General features: G+C 67.7%; 17 protein-coding genes. 10 read left to right on the top strand and 7 right to left on the bottom strand.

Going from position 1 to position 18093, the window contains the following annotated elements:
• Position 1: 1 nt before the first annotated feature.
• Genes NNZ72_RS00910 through NNZ72_RS00935 form a run of 6 tightly spaced genes read right to left on the bottom strand, consistent with a single transcriptional unit; the run spans position 2 to position 5663 of the window.
• Positions 2 to 1063: an enoyl-CoA hydratase/isomerase family protein gene (locus NNZ72_RS00910; RefSeq protein WP_257311300.1), complete on the bottom strand. Its 1062-nt coding sequence runs from the start codon at positions 1061 to 1063 to the stop codon at positions 2 to 4.
• A gap of 5 nt (positions 1064 to 1068) precedes the next feature.
• Positions 1069 to 2061: a branched-chain amino acid ABC transporter permease gene (locus tag NNZ72_RS00915; RefSeq protein WP_257311303.1), complete on the bottom strand. Its 993-nt coding sequence runs from the start codon at positions 2059 to 2061 to the stop codon at positions 1069 to 1071.
• Position 2062: 1 nt separating this feature from the next.
• Complete coding sequence (locus NNZ72_RS00920; RefSeq protein ID WP_257311307.1) at positions 2063 to 2950, bottom strand: branched-chain amino acid ABC transporter permease; 888 nt, start codon at positions 2948 to 2950, stop codon at positions 2063 to 2065.
• 4 nt (positions 2951 to 2954) lie between these two features.
• A complete protein-coding gene (locus NNZ72_RS00925) occupies positions 2955 to 3656 on the bottom strand; it encodes an ABC transporter ATP-binding protein (protein ID WP_257311309.1) in 702 nt (233 codons plus the stop codon).
• A gap of 1 nt (position 3657) precedes the next feature.
• On the bottom strand, positions 3658 to 4440 hold the full coding sequence (locus NNZ72_RS00930; protein WP_257311311.1) for an ABC transporter ATP-binding protein: 783 nt from the start codon (positions 4438 to 4440) through the stop codon (positions 3658 to 3660).
• A gap of 17 nt (positions 4441 to 4457) precedes the next feature.
• Positions 4458 to 5663, bottom strand: a complete 1206-nt coding sequence (locus tag NNZ72_RS00935; RefSeq protein WP_257311314.1) for an ABC transporter substrate-binding protein — start codon at positions 5661 to 5663, stop codon at positions 4458 to 4460.
• 167 nt (positions 5664 to 5830) lie between these two features.
• Between NNZ72_RS00935 and NNZ72_RS00940 the strand changes: the two genes are divergently transcribed.
• From NNZ72_RS00940 to NNZ72_RS00980, 9 genes are all read left to right on the top strand, one after another.
• Positions 5831 to 6751: a LysR family transcriptional regulator gene (locus NNZ72_RS00940; RefSeq protein ID WP_257311317.1), complete on the top strand. Its 921-nt coding sequence runs from the start codon at positions 5831 to 5833 to the stop codon at positions 6749 to 6751.
• A gap of 158 nt (positions 6752 to 6909) precedes the next feature.
• Positions 6910 to 8034 carry an ABC transporter substrate-binding protein gene (locus tag NNZ72_RS00945; protein ID WP_257311319.1) on the top strand — a complete coding sequence of 375 codons (1125 nt, stop codon included), beginning with the start codon at positions 6910 to 6912 and terminating at the stop codon, positions 8032 to 8034.
• Between the two features lie 59 nt (positions 8035 to 8093).
• On the top strand, positions 8094 to 9194 hold the full coding sequence (locus NNZ72_RS00950) for an ABC transporter ATP-binding protein (RefSeq protein ID WP_257311321.1): 1101 nt from the start codon (positions 8094 to 8096) through the stop codon (positions 9192 to 9194).
• The gene (locus NNZ72_RS00955) at positions 9191 to 10075 is read left to right on the top strand and encodes an ABC transporter permease (RefSeq protein WP_257311324.1); all 885 of its coding nucleotides are present in this window, start codon (positions 9191 to 9193) and stop codon (positions 10073 to 10075) included. The genes NNZ72_RS00950 and NNZ72_RS00955 overlap by 4 nt, the downstream gene beginning before the upstream one ends.
• On the top strand, positions 10072 to 10908 hold the full coding sequence (locus tag NNZ72_RS00960; RefSeq protein WP_257311326.1) for an ABC transporter permease: 837 nt from the start codon (positions 10072 to 10074) through the stop codon (positions 10906 to 10908). Before NNZ72_RS00955 ends, NNZ72_RS00960 begins: the two co-directional genes overlap by 4 nt.
• Positions 10909 to 11607, top strand: a complete 699-nt coding sequence (locus NNZ72_RS00965) for a type 1 glutamine amidotransferase (protein WP_257311329.1) — start codon at positions 10909 to 10911, stop codon at positions 11605 to 11607. It abuts the gene before it with no gap.
• A 98-nt stretch (positions 11608 to 11705) separates the two neighbouring features.
• Positions 11706 to 13181: an aldehyde dehydrogenase gene (locus tag NNZ72_RS00970; protein ID WP_257311333.1), complete on the top strand. Its 1476-nt coding sequence runs from the start codon at positions 11706 to 11708 to the stop codon at positions 13179 to 13181.
• 23 nt (positions 13182 to 13204) lie between these two features.
• On the top strand, positions 13205 to 14347 hold the full coding sequence (locus NNZ72_RS00975; RefSeq protein WP_257311334.1) for an iron-containing alcohol dehydrogenase: 1143 nt from the start codon (positions 13205 to 13207) through the stop codon (positions 14345 to 14347).
• Positions 14348 to 14360: 13 nt separating this feature from the next.
• Positions 14361 to 15842: an aldehyde dehydrogenase family protein gene (locus tag NNZ72_RS00980; protein WP_257311337.1), complete on the top strand. Its 1482-nt coding sequence runs from the start codon at positions 14361 to 14363 to the stop codon at positions 15840 to 15842.
• On the opposite strand, the gene NNZ72_RS00985 is transcribed toward NNZ72_RS00980, so the two are convergent.
• Positions 15832 to 16635, bottom strand: a complete 804-nt coding sequence (locus tag NNZ72_RS00985; RefSeq protein WP_257311339.1) for a helix-turn-helix transcriptional regulator — start codon at positions 16633 to 16635, stop codon at positions 15832 to 15834. The two genes, NNZ72_RS00980 and NNZ72_RS00985, sit on opposite strands and share 11 nt — an antisense overlap.
• 76 nt (positions 16636 to 16711) lie before the next feature.
• Here NNZ72_RS00985 and NNZ72_RS00990 point away from each other — a divergent pair, with 76 nt between their 5' ends.
• Positions 16712 to 18064, top strand: a complete 1353-nt coding sequence (locus tag NNZ72_RS00990; RefSeq protein ID WP_257311342.1) for a glutamine synthetase family protein — start codon at positions 16712 to 16714, stop codon at positions 18062 to 18064.
• The last annotated feature ends 29 nt before the right edge of the window (positions 18065 to 18093 follow it).

The following is an 18093-nucleotide window of genomic DNA, read 5'->3' on the forward strand; positions in this document are numbered from 1 at the left end:
GTCATCCTCCTTGCGGAAAAAGGCTGCCGCCGCCCGCGAAATAGGCGTCGACCGCCGCGTCGCTCACCGCGTCGAGGGTGGCCGGCGACCATTTCGGGGCGCGGTCCTTGTCGATCAGCGCGGCGCGCACGCCCTCGTAGAAATCGTGCTGCGTCAGGAGATGGACGGCGGCGGCGAACTCGCGGTCGAGGCATTCCTCCAGGCCGGCGCTGTCGCGGCCGAGCCGCAGCAGCCTCAGCGTGAGCTTGAGGCTCGTCGGCGAGCGGCGGCCGATCGTGGCGAGCGCCTCGGCGGCGAAGGGGTCGGCTTCCGCCGCAAGCGCCGTCAGGATCTCCGCCACGCTGTCGAAGCGGAACGTGCGGTCGACCAGCGCGGCGTTCCGGGCGAGCACGCCGCCTTCGACCGGCACTGCGAACCGCGCGGCCGTCTCGACGGCGCGATCCTGCCCCGCATCCGGCGGCAGGCCCGCCAGCGCCGCCACCAGTTCGCCGAGCCGGGCGGACGGCACCAGAAGGTCTGCAAGGCCCGCGTGGATCGCGTCCGCCGCCCCGATCTCGCTGCCGGCAAGCCCCATCCAGGTGCCCGCCTCGCCGGGCGCGCGCGGCAGAAGCCAGGTCGCGCCGACATCCGGGAAGTAGCCGATGCCGGTCTCCGGCATGGCGAGGCGTGTGCGCTCGGTGACGATGCGCAGGCTGCCGTGCGCGGAAAGACCGACGCCGCCGCCCATGGTGATGCCGTCCATCAGCGCGACATAGGGTTTCGGGTAGCGGGCGATGAGCGCGTTGAGCGGGAACTCCTCGCGCCAGAAGCGCGTCGCCTCCGGGTCGCCCCGCCGGCCGAGGTCGTGGACGATGCGCACGTCGCCGCCCGCGCAGAGGCCGCGCTCGCCCTCCCCCGTCAGCACGACGCAGGAGATGGAGGCGTCCGTCGCATGGCGGACGAGCGCGGCCTTCATCGCGCGCACCATCGGCAGGGTCAGGCTGTTCAGCGCGCGCGGCCGGTCGAGGCGGACGATCGCCGCCGATCCCTGCCGTTCGAAGCGGACGTGCTCTGCGTCCTCCATCGCGGTTACCGCCGGTAGGCGAAGCCTAGCCGCCGACCGAGCCGCGAGGCATAGAACTCGCCGACGAGGCCGCGCCGGAAGAGCAGCACGCAGGCCATGAAGACGACGCCCGTGACGATCGTGACGGGGAAGTCGGAGGTCGCGAGGTAGTGCTGCAGCGTCACGACGAGGCCGGCGCCGAAGACCGGGCCGATCAGCGTGCCGATGCCGCCGAGCAGCGTCATCAGGATCACCTCGCCCGACATCTGCCAGGTGACGTCGGTCAGCGTCGCGAACTGGAAGACCAGCGCCTTGGTGCCGCCGGCAAGCCCCGCCAGCGCCGCCGACATGACGAAGGCGCCGAGCTTGTAATATTGCACCGAATAGCCGAGCGAGACGGCACGCTGCTCGTTCTCGCGGATCGACTTCAGGATCATGCCGAAGGGCGAGTTGACGAAGCGCCAGATGACGAGGAGCCCGACCAGGAAGACGGCGAGCGTGAAATAATACATGTTGGTGGAGGTCGACAGGTCGAGGAGGCCAAGGAAATGGCCGCGCGGCACGCCCTGGATGCCGTCCTCGCCCTTGGTGAACTCCGCCTGCAGGCAGAAGAAATAGAACATCTGCGCGAGCGCCAGCGTGATCATCGCGAAGTAGATGCCCTGCCGGCGGATGGCGAAGAAGCCGATGACGAGGCCGAGGAGTGCGGCGCCGAGGACGCCGACGAGGATGCCGAGCTCCGGCGTCAGGTGCCATTCCTTGACCGCATGCGCCGTGAAATAGGCGGCGCCCCCGAAGAAGGCGGCATGGCCGAAGGAGAGCAGGCCCGTATAGCCGATCAGCAGGTTGAAGGCGCAGGCGAAGAGCGCGAAGCAGAGCAGCTTCATCAGGAAGACGGGGTAGAGGAAGAGCGGCGCCACGGCGAGCGCGGCGAGCCCCGCCAGCAGGAAGCCGATGCGGATCGACTGCGCCGTGGCACTCCGCTCGCCGCTTGCCGTCGTTTCGACCATGTCCGCCATGTCAGGCATCCTTTCCGAAGAGGCCGGCCGGCCGCAGCAGGAGCACGATGGCCATGATGACGAAGATGACGATGTTGGACGCCTCCGGGTAGAACACCTTGGTCAGGCCCTCGGCGATGCCGAGCATGTAGCCGGTGACGATGGCGCCGAGGATCGAGCCCATGCCGCCGACCACCACCACCGCGAAGACGACGATGATGAGGTTGGTGCCCATCAGCGGCGAGACCTGGTAGATCGGCGCGGCGAGCACGCCGGCGAAGGCGGCGAGTGCCGCGCCGAAGCCGTAGGTGAGCGTGAGTAGGAGCGGCACGTTGATGCCGAAGGCCTGCACGAGCACGGTGTTCTCGGTCGCGGCGCGCAGGTACGCGCCGAGCTTGGTCTTCTCGATCAGCAGCCAGGTGCCGAGGCAGGTGACGAGCGAGACGGCGACCACCCAGCCGCGGTAGTTCGGCAGGAACATGAAGCCGAGATTGGTGCCGCCGGAAAGCGCCGGCGGCACCGAATAGGGCTGGCCGGCCGCGCCGTAGAGATAGCGGAACGTGCCCTCGATCGTCAGCGCCAGGCCGAAGGTGAAGAGCAGGCCGTAGAGCGGATCGAGATCGTAGAGCCGGCTCAGCATGGTGCGCTCGACCAGCGCGCCGAACAGGCCGACGACGAGCGGCGCGATCGCCAGCGCCAGCCAGTAGTCGACGCCGAGATATTGCAGGAGCAGCAGCGCGACGAAGGCGCCGAGCATGTATTGCGCGCCGTGGGCGAAGTTGATCACGCGGAGCAGGCCGAAGATGACGGCGAGCCCCAGGCTCAGCATCGCGTAGAACGAGCCGTTGATGAGGCCGATCAGCAGCTGGCCGAGGAAGGCGGCGAGCGGAATGCCGAAGATCGTCGTCATGGCGTCACACTCCCAGCACCTTGTTGAGCGTCGTCATGCGGTCCGGCAGCTCCGCGACCGGGAAATCCGCCACCATCCGGCCGTGCTCCATCAGGTAGAAGCGGTCGGCGATGCGGCTGGCGAAACGGAAGTTCTGCTCGACGAGCAGGATCGTCATGCCGCGCGCCTTGAGCTTCTGCAGCACCTCGCCGATGCGCTGGACGATGACCGGGGCAAGACCCTCGGTCGGCTCGTCGAGAATCAGGAGGCGCACGCCGGTGCGGAGGATGCGCGCCATGGCCAACATCTGCTGCTCGCCGCCGGAGAGCTTGGTGCCCTGGCTCGCGCGCCGTTCGAGGAGGTTGGGGAAGAGGTCGTAGATCTCCTCCAGCGGCATGCCGCCGTCGGCCACCACCGGCGGCAGGGTGAGGTTCTCCTCCACCGTCAGGCTCGCGAAGATGCCGCGCTCCTCCGGCACGAAGCCGATGCCGGCATGGGCGGTGCGGTGGAGCGGCACCGAGAGCATGTCGCGGCCGGCGAAGCGGATCTCGCCCTTGCGCGCGCGGATGATGCCCATGATGGTGCGCAGCGTCGTCGTCTTGCCGACGCCATTGCGGCCGAGGATGGTGATCGTCTCGCCCTCGCCGACCGTCATGTCGACGCCGTGCAGGACGTGGCTTTCGCCGTACCAGGCATGGAGGTCGGCGACCTGAAGAAGCGCTCCCATGTCAGGCCTCCTCCGTGCCCATGTAGGCGGCGCGCACCCGCGGGTCCTCGCTGACCGTACGGTAGTCGCCCTCCGCGAGGATCTCGCCGCGCTGGAGCACGGTGACGTGGTCGCAGATGTCGGCGACGACCTTGAGATTGTGCTCGACCATCAGCACGGCGCGGTCGCGGGCGACGTTGCGGATGATGCCGGCGACGACGGCGACGTCCTCGCCGCCCATGCCGGCCATCGGCTCATCGAGGAGCAGCACCTTCGGATCGAGCGCCAGCGTGGTGGCGATCTCCAGCACGCGCTTGCGCCCGTAGGAGAGGTCCGCCGCCATGGCGTTGCGCGCCTCGGAGAGGCCGACGGCGGCGATCAGCCGGTCGGCGCGCTCGTTCAGGCTGTCGAGCGCCGACAGCGGCCGCCAGAACTGCGTGGCGAGCCCGTTCGGCCGCTGCAGGGCGACGCGCACGTTGTCGAGCACGGTCAGATGCGGGAAGACCGCGGAGATCTGGAACGAGCGCACCAGGCCCATGCGGGCGACGCGGTCGGGCGGCAGCCGGGTGATGTCGGTGCCCATGAAGGTGATCGTGCCGCCGGTCGGCGTCAGGAACTTGGTCAAGAGGTTGAAGACCGTCGTCTTGCCGGCGCCGTTCGGCCCGATCAGCGCGTGGACGCGCGCATGGTGCACGTCGAGATCGACATTGCGCACGGCGCTGAAGGCGCCGAAGCTCATGCTGAGGCCGCGGGCGGACAAGACCGTCCGCGGCTCCTTTCTGCTTTCTGGCACGGCGAACGTCATCGTCGCGGACCGGCGCTCTACTGCGCGGCCAGGTCGCAGCCGCTCTTGGCCGGATCGATGAAGGCCTGGTCGCCCGGGATGGTGGCGAGCACCTTGTAGTAATCCCACGCCACGTCGCTCTCGCCCGGCTTCTTCACTTCCATCAGGTACATGTCGTGGATCATGCGGCCGTTGGCGCCGACCTTGCCGTTCTCGGCGAAGATGTCGTTGACCGGCATCTCGTGCAGCGCCTTGGCGACGGCCTCCGTCTCGTCGGTGCCGGCCTTCTCGATCGCCTTCAGGTATTGCAGCACCGAGGAATAGGTGCCGGCATGGACCATGTTCGGCATGGCGCCGGTGCGCTCGAAGAAGCGCTTGCCGAATTCCACCGTCTCCGGCGTGCGGTTCCAGTAGAAGCCTTCCGTCAGCGTCAGGCCCTGCGCCGCTTCCAGCCCGAGGCCGTGCACCTCTGCGAGCGTGAAGAGCAGGGCCGCGAGCCGCTGGCCGCCGGCGACGATGCCGAACTCGGCCGCCTGCTTGATCGAGTTGGAGGTGTCGAGGCCGGCGTTGGCGAGACCGATCACCTTGGCGCCCGACGACTGCGCCTGCAGGAGGAAGGACGAGTAGTCGGTGGTCGCCAGCGGATGGCGCACCGCGCCCGTGACCGTACCGCCGTTCGCCTTGACGAACTCGGCCGTGTTCTCCTCCAGCGAATAGCCGAAGGCGTAGTCGGCGGTCAGGAAGAACCAGCTGTCGCCGCCCTCCTTCACCAGTGCGCCGCCCGTGCCGACGGCGAGCGAATAGGTGTCGTAGGCCCAGTGGAAGCCGTAGGGGCTGCACTGCGCGCCCGTGAGCTCGGTGGTCGCCGCACCGGTGACGATGTCGATCTTCTTCTTCTCCCTGGAGATCGCCTGCACGGCGAGCGCGACGGAGGACGTCGTCAGCTCCATGATCGAATCGACCTGCTCGGTGTCGTACCATTGCCGGGCGATGTTGGAGGCGATGTCCGGCTTGTTCTGGTGGTCGGCGGTGATGACCTCCACCGGCGCGTCGAGCACCTTGCCGCCGAAGTCCTCGACCGCCATCTTCGCGGCCTCGTAGGAATACTTGCCGCCGAAATTGGCATAGACGCCGGACTGGTCGTTCAGGATGCCGATCTTCACGACGCCGTCGGAGACGTCCGCATAGGCCGCCGTCGAGCTTGCGAGCAACACCGCCATCGATGCCATCAGTTTCTTGTGCATGAGTTCTCCTCCCAGAGACCGCAGATTGCCAATCTGTTCAAAAACGCCCGGACGCCTCCTCAAGCAACCGGCCTTCCTCGCAGTTTCCGGAATTTCCGAATTGACACAAGAGCAAACGGACGGCTATTTCCGAACAGGGCCTGTTCATTTTTGAACAGACGGGATCGATGAACACGCACCCGCAATTCACCTGGGACGACCTGCAGTTCTTCCTCGCCGTCGCGCGGACCGGCCATCTTTCGGCTGCCGCCCGCCAGTTGCGCACGAGCCACGCGACGGTGTCGCGGCGCATCGACCGGCTGGAATTCACCCTCAAGGTCAAGCTCTTCGAGCGCAACGCGCGCGGCTACATCCTGACGCCGGTGGGCCAGCGCTTCGTCGAGACGGCCGAGCGGATCGAGGGAGAGACGGAACGGCTGCAGGCCGACATCTCCTCGGGCGCCACCGCACAGCGCGGCGTCGTGCGGCTGAGCGCACCGGAAGGCTTTTCCAACTTCTTCTTCACCGAGCGCCTGCCCGCCTTCACGCAGCAGTGCCCGGCGATCTCGCTGGAGCTGGTGACGATCCAGCAGATCATGTCGCTGTCGCGCAAGGAGGCGGACGTCGCCGTGACGCTCGATCCGCCGAAGGCCGGCCCCTATTTCTCCGAGAAGATCCTCGACTACAGCCTGCACGTCTACGGCGCCCGCTCCTATCTCGCGGCGAGCCGGCCGATCGCCACGCGCGACGACCTGCTCGCCCACCCGTTCATCGGCTACATCGAGGACATGATCTTCAATCCGGGGCTCGACTATCTCGGCGACGTGCATCGCGGCATCAAGCCGGCCTTCCAGAGCTCCAGCATCTTCGCCCAGCTGACGGCGACGCGGAGCGGGCTCGGCCTCTGCGTGCTGCCGCACTTCATCGCGTCGCGCTATCCGGAGCTGGAGATCGTGCTGCCGCAGGCGACGGAGCTCCGGCGCAGCTACTGCCTCGTCTGCCACCGCGACCTGCGCGACGTCCCGCGCATCCGCAGCGTCATCAACTATATCGAGACGACCGTGCGCGCGAACGCCGCCGCCTTCGTCCGCAACCCGCGGGCCGACTGAGGCCGAGGGGCGCAAAGGCCTCTTTTTGCGGGCGTTTGCAGGCGGAACGGCAGGTTATTCCCTTAGGGATATCCCCGAATTGCCCCCGAAAGGACAACCTTGATACCCGGGAACAACCAGCATCAACACGGCAGACCGACAGGTCCGGAGGAGGGCAGATGAAACACTCGTTGTCAGCGTATCACCACATGAAAAGGCGCACCTTCCTCAAGGGAATGGGTGCCGCGGCCGTGAGCGCGGCCGCTCCCCTGCCGGCCTTCGCGGCCAAGGAGCAGCTCGCCTACATGTGCTGGGAAGGCTACGACGCCCAGGCCATCCTCGAGCCGTTCTCGGCCAAGCACGACGTCGCCTTCAGCGTCGACATCATCACGGACTCGCCGGGCGGCTTCGCCAAGCTCGCGGCCGGCGGATACCGCGACTGCGACATCGTCTCGTCCGACCTGCCCTGGATCCAGCGCATGGGCCCGGCGGGCTTCGCCCGCTATCTCGACCCGGCGGAGTTCGCCGAGCAGTATGCCGGCTTCTACCCCGAGTTCCAGGCGCCGTTCGACCCGCTGCTGTTCGACGGCAAGATCACCGGCCTGCCCTCGCGCTGGGGCTGGGTCGGCCCGTCCGTCAACCTCGACCACGACAAGGTCGAGAACTGGCGCTCGCTCGACCCGGTCTTCGACCCGGCCTACCGCGACAAGATCTGCCTTCTCGACTGGGGCGAGTGGCCGATCCTGCCGCTCGTGCTCCATGCCGGCATCAACCCCTGGGACGAACTCGACGAGGACGCGCTTGCCGAAATTCGCAAGGTCATCGCCGCCGCGCTGAAGAACACCCGCGCCATCGTCGGCGACATGGCGATCGCCCAGAAGGGCCTGCTCGACGGCTCGCTCTACGGGCTCATCGGCGGCGGCACCTACACGACGCTGAACCTGCGCGTGCGCGGGCACCTCAACGTCGTCTCGGTCATCCCCGAAGAGCGGGACGGGCTCAAGCAGGGCATCATCTGGATGGAGGCGACGGGGCTCGTCGACAACGGCCGCAATCCCGAGGTCGCCAAGGAGTTCCTGAAATACATCGTCGCCCCCGAGACGGCCCGCAAGCTCGCGATCACCGCGGCGACCAGCAACCTCGTGCCCACCAAGGCGACCGAGGACCTGTTCACGGCCGAGGAGCGCGTCGCCCTGCAGCTCGACTATGTGCCGACGGCGCGCGCGGGCTCGAACTTCCTGCGCCCCATCCCCAACATCGACGACTTCCTGGCGATCTGGAGCGAGGAGCTTTCCGCGCGCTGACGACCTCGCCGCCCGGCGGACCGGCCGGGCGGCGCCTCCTTCCCGAAAGGACGCCCTCCGTGTCTCAACCGATCATCGACTCGCGATCCATCTCCAAGAACTACGGTTCGTTCCGGGCGCTCACCGACATCTCGCTCACCATCCGCAAGGGCGAGTTCATCGCGCTCGTCGGCCCCTCCGGCTGCGGCAAGACCTCGTTCCTGAAGATCCTCGCGGGCTTCGAGCAGGCCTCCTCCGGCGAGCTCTTCATCGAGGACCGGGAAATGAGCGACGTTCCGGCCGCGGCCCGCCCGACCCGGATGGTGTTCCAGAAGCTGGCGCTCTTCCCGCACAAGACGGTCGAGGAGAACATCAGCTTCCCGCTCAGGATCGCCAAAGTGCCCGCCGCCGAACGGGCAGAGCGCGTGCGCGGGATGATGGACCTGATGCACCTGCGGCACGAGTACCTGACGCACTACCCCGCCCAGCTTTCCGGCGGCGAGCAGCAGCGCGTGGCGCTGGCGCGCGCGCTCGTCTCGCGCCCCGGCGTGCTGCTCCTCGACGAGCCGATGAGCGCGCTCGACGCCAAGCTCAAGAAATCGCTGCAGGCCGAGCTGAAGAAGCTCCATCGCGAGCTCGGCACCAGCTTCGTGCTGGTCACGCACGATCTGGAGGAGGCGATGATGCTGGCGGACCGGATCTGCGTGATGGTCGGCGGGCGGATCGTCCAGCTCGGCGTGCCGCTCGACATCTACCGCCGCCCCGCCAACCGCTTCGTCGCCGGCTTCATCGGCGAGACGAACTTCCTGCCCGTGTCGGTCGCGAGCACCGCCGATGGCCTCTCGGTCCGGCCGCTGCGCGGCGACCAGACCGCGGCCCTCCTCGGCGCCGACCGGGTTTCCCCCGAGGCGCACGGCGATGCCGGGCTGCTCCTGATCCGCCCGGAGGACGGCGAGATCCTCTCCGGCGCGCCCTCACCCGGCATGTGGACGATCGCCGGCACCGTCGACGAGAAGTTCACCAAGGGCTCCTCGACCCAGTACCGCATCCGCACGGAGGCGCTGGACGTGCCCTTCGTGCTCGAGAGCTCCGGCTTCGACACCGCCCACATCCCCGTCGGCGCGCCCGTGAGCGTCGGCTTCCATCCGGCGAAGTCCTACCTCCTGGGGGACCGGCCATGAGGGTCCTCGACCGCAGCTGGCAGGACAGGGGCGTGTTGCTGAACTCGCTCCCGCTGCTGACGCTCCTCACCCTGTTCTTCATCGGCCCGATCCTGCTGACGCTGCTCCTGACCTTCCAGGAGATGCGCTCCTACCAGCTGCAATGGGTCTGGTCGCTGCGCGTCTGGTCGGAGGTCTTCAGCAAGTACAGCTACTGGGTGGTGATCGGCCGCACCGTCTCGATGGCCTTCCTCAGCACCTTTCTCTGCATCCTGATCGCCTATCCGGCGGCCTATGCGCTGGCGACGCGGCTGAAGAACTATGCAAGCCACATCCAGATCCTGATCATCTTCTCCTTCCTGACCGACGCGGTGCTGAAGACCTTCGGCTGGGTGCTGGTGCTCGACCGCAACGGCATCGGCAACTGGCTACTCCAGCATCTCGGGCTCGGCGACGAGGCGCTCAACTTTCTCTTCACGCCGCGCGCCACGCTGCTCGGCGTCGTCTACAATCTCTCGGTCTATCCGCTCTTCACCATCTATCTCTCGTTGAAGCGCATCGACCGCGACCTGATCCTCGCCGCCTACGACGCAGGTGCCAGCAAGTGGCAGACCTTCCGCGAGGTGACGTTGCCGCTGTCGCGGCCCGGCCTCTATGCGGGTGCCGTGCTCGTCTTCGTGCTGACGCTCGGCACCTTCCTCGAATCGAAGGTGCTCGGCGGCGGCAAGTCGCCGCTCGCACCGGAGCTGATCCGCCAGACCTTCGAGACCCGCGTCAACTGGCCGCTCGGCGCCGCGCTGACGGTGGTCCTCGTGGCGATCGCGACGATCGTGCTCGCCGTCGCCGTCCGGCTCGTGCAGCGGACGCGGCAGGAACAGGCCGCGAAGGGAGCCGAGGCATGAGGAACCCGCTTACGAACAGGCTCCTCGACATCGGGCTTTCCGGCTGGATGATCGCGCTGCTGGTCTTCCTCTACATCCCGATCGTCACGCTCGCCTTCTTCTCCTTCGCCGACAGCCGGGTCCTCACCTTCCCCGTCCAGGGCTTCACCCTCAACTGGTACCGGGAGCTGTTCGAGCGGCCGGACTTCCTGCCGGCCTTGCGCACCTCGGCGCTGGTCGCCGTCGCGACGATGCTCGTCAGCACGGTGCTCGGCACCTGCGGCGCCATCCTGTGGATGCGCTACCGCTTCCGCTTCAAGCAGGCGCTCCAGGCGCTCACCTTCCTGCCGGTCCTCTTCCCGCAGCTCCTGCTCGGCGTCATGCTGCTCCTGTGGTTCTCGGTGCTCGGTACGGTGTTCGACTTCCGCCTCGGTATCCCGACGCTGATCATCGGCCACGTCATCTACGTGACGCCCTTCGTCATGATCATCGTCGCGGTGCAGCTCTACGGCTTCGACGACACGGTGGAGGACGCCGCGCGGGACGCCGGCGCCTCGGACTGGCGGGTGCTGGTCGAGATCACCCTGCCGATGATCTGGCCGGGCATCTCCGCCGCCATGATCATGGCCTTCCTGCTCTCCTGGGGGAATTTCTACCTCTCCTATTCGCTGAACGGCTCGATGCGCACCTTGCCGATCTTCATCTATTCGGGCATCACGGTCGGCTCGTCGCCGATCTATCCGGCGCTGGCGACGCTGAACTTCATCCCGGCGATGGGCCTCGTCGTCCTCGCCGATTTCCTGCGCCGGCGTGCGCTGCGCCGCGACACGGGCGCGGCAAAGGAGGAGAGCTGAATGCAGGTGGGCATATTGGAGGTGGGCCGTCCGCCCGAGGAACTGGGCGGGCGTTTCGCCTCCTATCCCGAAATGGCGGCCGAATGGCTCGGCTGCGCCCCTGGGACCGCGACCGTCTATCCGCTCATCGACGGCGTCCCGCCGCCCGCGACGGAGGACAACGACCTGTGGGTCATCACCGGCTCGCGCCACGGCGTCTACGAGGATCATGCCTTCATCCCACCGCTCAAGGATTTCATCCGCGCCGCCTTCGCCAACGGCCGCCGGCTGGTCGGCATCTGCTTCGGCCATCAGGCGATCGCCAGCGCGCTCGGCGGCGAGGTGATCCGCTCGCCGATGGGATGGGGCCTCGGGCCGCATGCCTACGACGTCGATCCGGCCGGGGCGCCGGAGGGCTTTCCCTTGCAGGCGCTGCACATGCACGCCTTCCATCAGGACCAGGTGACCCGGCCGCCGGAGGGCGCGGTGCTGCTCGCCTCGTCGGACTTCTGCCGCAACGCCGCCTTCTGGTATCCGGGCCGGGCGATCAGCTTCCAGGGGCACCCGGAGTTCCGCGACGACTACATGCGCGCCCTCCTCGAAACGCGGCGCGGCCGCGTCCTGCCCGAGGCGCTCGCCGACCGGACGCTCGCGCGGCTCGGCGCGCCGGACAATTGCGCCGCACTCGCCGCCTTCGTCCGGCGGACGGAGGCGTGGTGACGCGGTAGCCCATCCCTTCCTTGAGGGATATGGCGCCGCCGATGCTCTCCCGACAATCTGCAGGCCGACGCGCACAGCAGGACGAACGGGAGCCCTTCATGAAGACCTACGACAATTACATCGACGGCGCCCGCGTGCCGCCGCAGGACGGCCGCTTCCTTCCGAGCGAGAACCCCTATCTCGGCGAAGTCTGGGCGGAAATCCCGCGCTCGAATGAAAAGGACGTCGACGCCGCCGTCCGCGCCGCCCATGCGGCCTTCAACGGCGAATGGCGGACGCTGACGGCCACGGCGCGCGGCAAGCTCCTCAACCGGCTCGCCGCCTTGATCGAGCGCGACAGCGCCCGGCTCGCGGAGATCGAGACGCGCGACAACGGCAAGCTCCATGCCGAAATGTCCGCGCAGACGCGCTACATGGCCGAATGGTACCGCTATTACGGCGGGCTTGCCGACAAGGTAGAGGGCGCGGTCATCCCCTCCGACAAGGCCGGCATCTTCAACTTCACCCGCTACGAGCCGCTCGGCGTGGTCGGCATGATCACGCCCTGGAATTCGCCGCTGCTGCTGCTCGCCTGGAAGCTCGCGGCAGCGCTCGCCGCCGGCAACACGGCGGTGATCAAGCCCTCCGAGTTCACCTCCGCCTCGACGCTGGAATTCGCCGCCCTGTTCGAGGAAGCGGGCTTCCCGAAGGGCGTGGTGAACGTCGTCACCGGCCTCGGCGCCGAGGCGGGGGCGGCCCTCGTCGAGCATCCGCTGGTGAGCAAGATCGCCTTCACCGGCTCCGATATCGGCGGCCGGCGGATCTATGCGAAGGCGGCCGAGCAGATCAAGCATGTGAGCCTCGAGCTTGGCGGCAAGTCGCCGAACATCGTCTTCGAAGACGCCGATCTCGACGCCGCGGTGATGGGCGCCATCTCCGGCATCTTCGCCGCGACCGGCCAGACCTGCATCGCCGGCTCGCGCCTGCTGCTGCAGCGCTCGATCCACGACGCCTTCATGGAAAAGCTCGTGACGATCGCCGGCAAGGCGCGGATCGGCGACCCGATGGACCCCGAGACCAATGTCGGCCCCGTGACGACGCAGGCGCAGTTCGAGAAGGTTATGAGCTACATCGACATCGCCCGCGCCGAGGGGGCGACCTGCGTGCTCGGCGGCAAGGCCTTCGCCGGGCCGGGCGCGAAGGGCCGGCAGTTCGTCGAGCCGACCATCTTCACGGACGTCCGCAACGACATGCGCATCGCCCAGGAGGAAATCTTCGGCCCCGTCCTCGCCGTCATCCCCTTCGAAACGGAGGCCGACGCGGTCAGGATCGCCAACGACGTCGATTTCGGCCTCGCCGCCGGCGTTTGGACGCGCGACATCGGCCGCGCGCTACGCCTTTCCGCGACGCTCGACGTCGGCACGGTCTGGATCAACACCTACCGCGCCGTCAGCTTCACCAGTCCCTTCGGCGGCTACAAGGCGAGCGGCATCGGCCGCGAGAGCGGGCTCGACGGCATCAAGGAATACCTGCAGGTCAAGTCGGTCTGGATCGCCCAGGAACCGTCGACGGCCAATCCCTTCCTCCTGCGCTGACCCTTTTCGAAAGGACGACGACGATGTTTTCCGCCGACTGGAGCTATCCGACCCAGGTCAAGTTCGGCCCCGGGCGCCTGAAGGAGCTCGGCGATGCCTGCCGGGCGCTCGGCCTGAAGAATCCGCTCCTCATCACCGACCCGGCCATCGCCGCGCTGGAGATGACGGCCCGCGCGCAGCAATCGCTGGAGGAAGCGGGCTATCCGGCCCGCCTCTTCGCCGAGGTCCGCCCCGACCCCGACGACCGCAACCTGGAGGCCGGCCTTGCCGCCTTCCGCGCCGGCGGCCACGACGGCGTGGTGGCGCTCGGCGGCGGCTCGGCGCTCGACCTCGGCAAGACGGTCGCCTTCATGGCCCGCCAGACACGGCCTGTCTTCGACTTCGAGGATATCGGCGACTGGTGGAAACGGGCCGACGCCGCCGCCATCCTGCCGACCATCGCCATCCCGACCACGGCCGGGACGGGCTCGGAGGTGAGCCGCGCGACGGTGATCACCAATTCCGGAACCGAGACCAAGAAGATCATCTACCATCCGAAGCTGCTGCCCGCCGTCGCCATCCTCGACCCGGAGCTGACGCTCGGCCTGCCCGCCGGGCTGACGGCGGCGACCGGCATGGACGCGCTCACCCACAACATCGAGGCGCTGTGCGGGAAATATCCGCATCCGATGGCCGACGGCATCGCCCTGGAGGGTGCGCGCCTCATCAAGGAGAGCCTGCCGCGGGTCTTCGCCGACGGCTCCGACGTTTCGGCGCGCGGCAACATGCTGATCGGCTCGATGATGGGCGCGGTCGCCTTCCAGCGCGGCCTCGGCGCGGTCCACGCACTCTCCCATCCGATCGGCACGCTCTACCATGTCCACCACGGGTTGATAAATGGCGTGCTGATGCCCTTCGTCTTCGCCTGGAACCGCCCGGAGATCGAAGACAAGATCGGACGGCTCGCGCACCATCTCGGTATTATCGGCGGTTTCGACGGCTTCCAGGCCTGGCTCCTCGACCTGCGCGTCGAACTCGGCATCCCGCCGACGCTTTCCGCCCTCGGCATCGGCCGGGCCGACTTCCGCCGCATCGCCGAGATGTCGCTTTCCGACCCGACCGCCGCCGTCAATCCGCGCCCCTATACCCTGGACGGCGCGATCGCCATTCTCGACGCGGCCGCCTGAGGAGACCCGACCGATGAAGACCCGCGCCGACTGGCAGAAGCACCGCGCCACCCTCACGCTGCAGACCCGCGCCTATATCGACGGCGCCTTCGTGGACGCCGAGGGCGGCGCCACCTTCGACAGCATCAACCCGGCGACCGAAGCGCTGAACGCGAAGATCGCCCGCTGCGGCCCGGCCGATGTCGACAAGGCCGTGGCGGCCGCGCGCCGCGCCTTCCGCGCCCGCAGCCTCGCCGGCCTGGAGCCTTCGGCGCGCAAGGCGCTGCTGCTTCGCGTCGCCGACCTGATGGAGGCGCGCAGGCACGACTTCGTGCTGGCCGACGCGATCGACATCGGCAAGCCGGTGCGCTTCGCCGCGATGGAGTTCGACAACGCGGTCAAGACCTTCCGCTGGTATGCGGAGGCGATCGACAAGGTCTATGGCGAGACCGGCCCTGTCGGCGACGGCGATCTCTCGCTCGTCGTGCGCGAGCCGCTCGGCGTGGTGGCCGCCGTCGTGCCCTGGAACTTCCCGATGCTGATGGCCGCCTGGAAGGTGGCGCCGGCGCTGGCGGCCGGCAACTCGGTGATCCTGAAGCCCGCCGAGCAGAGCCCGCTCTCGGCCCTGCTGCTCGCCGAGGTGATGCACGCGGCGGGCATGCCGGCGGGCACCTTCAACGTCCTGCCGGGAGAAGGCCCGGAGGTCGGCATGCCGCTTGGCCTGCACATGGACGTCGACATGGTCACCTTCACCGGCTCCACCGAGGTCGGCAAGCTGTTCCTGCAATATTCCGGCCGGTCGAACATGAAGCGGATCAGCACGGAATGCGGCGGCAAGTCGCCCAACATCGTTATGGCCGACAGCGACGATCTGGAGGCGATCGCCGAGACCGCCGCCGCGGCGATCTTCTACAACCAGGGCGAGGTCTGCACGGCGGGCTCGCGCCTCTTCGTGCAGCGGCCGATCTACGAGCGCTTCCTCGCGCTGCTGGTGGAGAAGGCAAAGGCCTGGCGGCCGGGCGACCCGCTCGACCCGGACACGCTGTTCGGCCCGATGGTCGACGCGGCGCAGTTGCGCACCGCGCTCGACTATGCCGAGATCGGCCGCCGCGAGGGCCGCATCCTTTGCGGCGGAGAGCGCTGGGCGGAGGCGCCCGCCGGCTACTACATGACGCCGACCATCGTCGCCGACATCCCCAACGAGGGGCGCCTAGCGCAGGAGGAGGTCTTCGGCCCGGTGCTCGCCGTCATCCCCTTCGACACCGCGGAGGATGCGCTCGCCATGGCCAACGACAGCCGCTTCGGCCTCGCCTCGGCGATCTGGACCCGCGACGTCTCGACGGCGCTCCGGACCGCCAGGCGGCTGGAGGCCGGCATGGTCTGGGTCAATGCCTGGGACCCCTGCAACATCACGGTGCCCTTCGGCGGCTACAAGCAGTCCGGCATCGGCCGCGACCGCGCGCTCCACGCGCTCGAGAAATACACCGAGACGAAGATGATCTGGATCAGGCTTTGACGTCCGTCTCCAGCATGTGGGCGACGAAGAGCGAGAAGAGCTCCGCCTGGCTGGAGATGTTGAGCTTCTTGTAGATGTTCTTGCGGTGGATCTTCACCGTGCCCTCGACGATGTCGAGGCTGCAGGCGATCGACAGCGAGGAATGGCCGCGCAGGATCATCATGGCGATCTCCAGCTCGCGCGGCGTGAGCTGGGCCGAAAGCTTTGTCGAGATCTGGCCGAGCGCCTCGCGCAGCTGCACGGTCCGCTGGTTGGTGGTGCCCGCGCTCTGCACGACATGCTGCTCGACCAGCGCGCCGAGCAGCGCCTCGTGCTCGCGCACGCGCTCGATCTCGCGCCGGCCGAAGAGGCGGAGCTCGGCCGAGCGGATCATGCTCACCACCGCGCAGAAATCCCGGTAGGGGCGCGTGACCAGCGCGAGCTCGTCACGGATGCCGGTGCGCGAATAGTGGAGCTGGAAATAGCGGCTGGAGGTGAACTTGTCGGGCGCGACGGAGCGCACGCTGTGCACGCCCGTCATGTCGGTCTGCACGGCGACCGAATAGAACGGATCGAGCAGGAAGGGACCGGCGAGATAGTCGTCGATCAGCACCTTGCGCCGCTCCGGCGTCAGCGAATCGGACGGACAGTCGGGCTTGCTGTCCGGCCGGTAGGTGAGCACGACGAAATCGTCATAGGCGAGAAGATTACCCGTAACCGCTTCAAATTCCTTCCAGAAATCCGGGCTGCCGAGCGCGCGCACCAGCGGCACGAAGATTCCCGAGCCTGCCTTCAGCGCTTTGTCGTCGCTCATCCGAGTATTCTCTTGGGGATATGGGGCCGGCCGGGAAGGAGGGTTAAGTTCTTCAAAACATAACAGGAAATCTACCGTGATCAAAGAGAAACAGTCAGCGGACGACTTCAGGGCCGCACTCGAGACGATCGGCGCGGAGACTGTTCACATCGGCCTGCCGGACGTGGAGGCGGAGCTGCGCCACAAGTCGGTGAGCGCCGACAAGGCCGTGAAGCTCGCCCAGAGCGGCTATGCCTTCTGCGAGGTGGTCCACTACTGGACGATCGACGAGAAGCAGTTCGTCGAGACGGCCTTTCCCGACCGGCCGGCGCAGCTCCACGCGGACACGCTGCGCAAATATCCGTTCGAGGACAGGGCCGCCTTCTGCATCGCCGACTTCACCGGCGCCTTCGGCGCCAAGTCGCCGCGCAACCTCCTGCTCACGCAACTGGCCGAGGCAGGGCGCCTCGGCTTCACGGTCCAGTCCGCCTTCGAGTTCGAGTTCAACCTGTTCGACGAGACGCGCGCCGAGATGAAGGCCAACGGCTACCGCAATCCCCGGCATTTCGCCCCGGAGAACCGGACCTATTCGCTGCAGACCGCCGCCGTCCACGCCGAGCTGATCGACGGCCTGAGGAAGACCATGGCGGCGCTGGACGTACCGCTCGACGCCATCCATTCGGAGATGGGGCCGGGCTTCTTCGAGGCGCCGCTGACCTATACGACCGGCGTGCGCGCCGCCGACAATGCCGTGCTGTTCAAGAACTTCGCCCGCGCCTATTTCGCCCGCAAGGGCCTCGTCGCCGGCTTCATGGCCAAGGTCTCGCAGGCGCTGCCGGGCAATTCCGGCCACATGCACCTGTCGCTGCGCGACCGCGACGGCCGGCCCGCCTTCGCCGATCCGGACGATCCGCAGGGCATCAGCGAGACCTGCCGGCACTTCATCGGCGGCGTCAACCGATTGATGCCGGAACTGCTCCTGATGTGCTCACACACGGTCAATGCCTACAAGCGCCTCGTGCCCGGCACCTGGGCGCCGGTGATGCCGAGCTGGGGCGTGCAGAACCGCACGGCCGCGCTGCGCGTCATCAACGACAGTCCGGAGGCGACGCGCGTCGAGTTCCGCGTGCCGTCCGCGGACTCGAACCCCTACACGACGCTCGCCATGTGCCTCGCCGCCGGCCTCCACGGCATCCGCGAGAGGATCGACCCCGGCCCTGCCGCCGAGGGCAGCGTCTACGACCTGCCCTATGTGGCGGAAAAGGCCCTGCCACGCGATCTCGGCGAGGCGGTGGAGCGCTTCGCGGCAAGCGAAGCCGCACATTTCCTGTTCGGTTCGGATTTCGTCGAGATGTACGCGGCGATCCGGCGCAAGGAGTTCCAGGACTATTGCGGCTATCTCAGGGAAATCTCTCCCTGGGAGATCGAGCGCTATCTCGGCATCGTCTAGCTCCCGCGCGTCCTCCCGTCATCGCGGTT

Source organism: Shinella pollutisoli, assembly GCF_024609765.1.
GTDB classification, from domain to species: Bacteria; Pseudomonadota; Alphaproteobacteria; order Rhizobiales; family Rhizobiaceae; genus Shinella; species Shinella pollutisoli.

What these genes read in the sequence shown, in the direction of transcription:
- NNZ72_RS00975 (WP_257311334.1), top strand. Translation starts at nt 13,205, where the DNA reads ATGTTTTCCGCCGACTGGAGCTATCCGACCCAGGTCAAGTTCGGCCCC.
- NNZ72_RS00910 (WP_257311300.1), bottom strand. Translation starts at nt 1,063, where the DNA reads ATGGAGGACGCAGAGCACGTCCGCTTCGAACGGCAGGGATCGGCGGCG.
- NNZ72_RS00985 (WP_257311339.1), bottom strand. Translation starts at nt 16,635, where the DNA reads ATGAGCGACGACAAAGCGCTGAAGGCAGGCTCGGGAATCTTCGTGCCG.
- NNZ72_RS00965 (WP_257311329.1), top strand. Translation starts at nt 10,909, where the DNA reads ATGCAGGTGGGCATATTGGAGGTGGGCCGTCCGCCCGAGGAACTGGGC.
- NNZ72_RS00920 (WP_257311307.1), bottom strand. Translation starts at nt 2,950, where the DNA reads ATGACGACGATCTTCGGCATTCCGCTCGCCGCCTTCCTCGGCCAGCTG.
- NNZ72_RS00960 (WP_257311326.1), top strand. Translation starts at nt 10,072, where the DNA reads ATGAGGAACCCGCTTACGAACAGGCTCCTCGACATCGGGCTTTCCGGC.
- NNZ72_RS00930 (WP_257311311.1), bottom strand. Translation starts at nt 4,440, where the DNA reads ATGACGTTCGCCGTGCCAGAAAGCAGAAAGGAGCCGCGGACGGTCTTG.
- NNZ72_RS00970 (WP_257311333.1), top strand. Translation starts at nt 11,706, where the DNA reads ATGAAGACCTACGACAATTACATCGACGGCGCCCGCGTGCCGCCGCAG.
- NNZ72_RS00925 (WP_257311309.1), bottom strand. Translation starts at nt 3,656, where the DNA reads ATGGGAGCGCTTCTTCAGGTCGCCGACCTCCATGCCTGGTACGGCGAA.
- NNZ72_RS00940 (WP_257311317.1), top strand. Translation starts at nt 5,831, where the DNA reads ATGAACACGCACCCGCAATTCACCTGGGACGACCTGCAGTTCTTCCTC.
- NNZ72_RS00945 (WP_257311319.1), top strand. Translation starts at nt 6,910, where the DNA reads ATGAAACACTCGTTGTCAGCGTATCACCACATGAAAAGGCGCACCTTC.
- NNZ72_RS00955 (WP_257311324.1), top strand. Translation starts at nt 9,191, where the DNA reads ATGAGGGTCCTCGACCGCAGCTGGCAGGACAGGGGCGTGTTGCTGAAC.
- NNZ72_RS00980 (WP_257311337.1), top strand. Translation starts at nt 14,361, where the DNA reads ATGAAGACCCGCGCCGACTGGCAGAAGCACCGCGCCACCCTCACGCTG.
- NNZ72_RS00915 (WP_257311303.1), bottom strand. Translation starts at nt 2,061, where the DNA reads ATGGCGGACATGGTCGAAACGACGGCAAGCGGCGAGCGGAGTGCCACG.
- NNZ72_RS00935 (WP_257311314.1), bottom strand. Translation starts at nt 5,663, where the DNA reads ATGCACAAGAAACTGATGGCATCGATGGCGGTGTTGCTCGCAAGCTCG.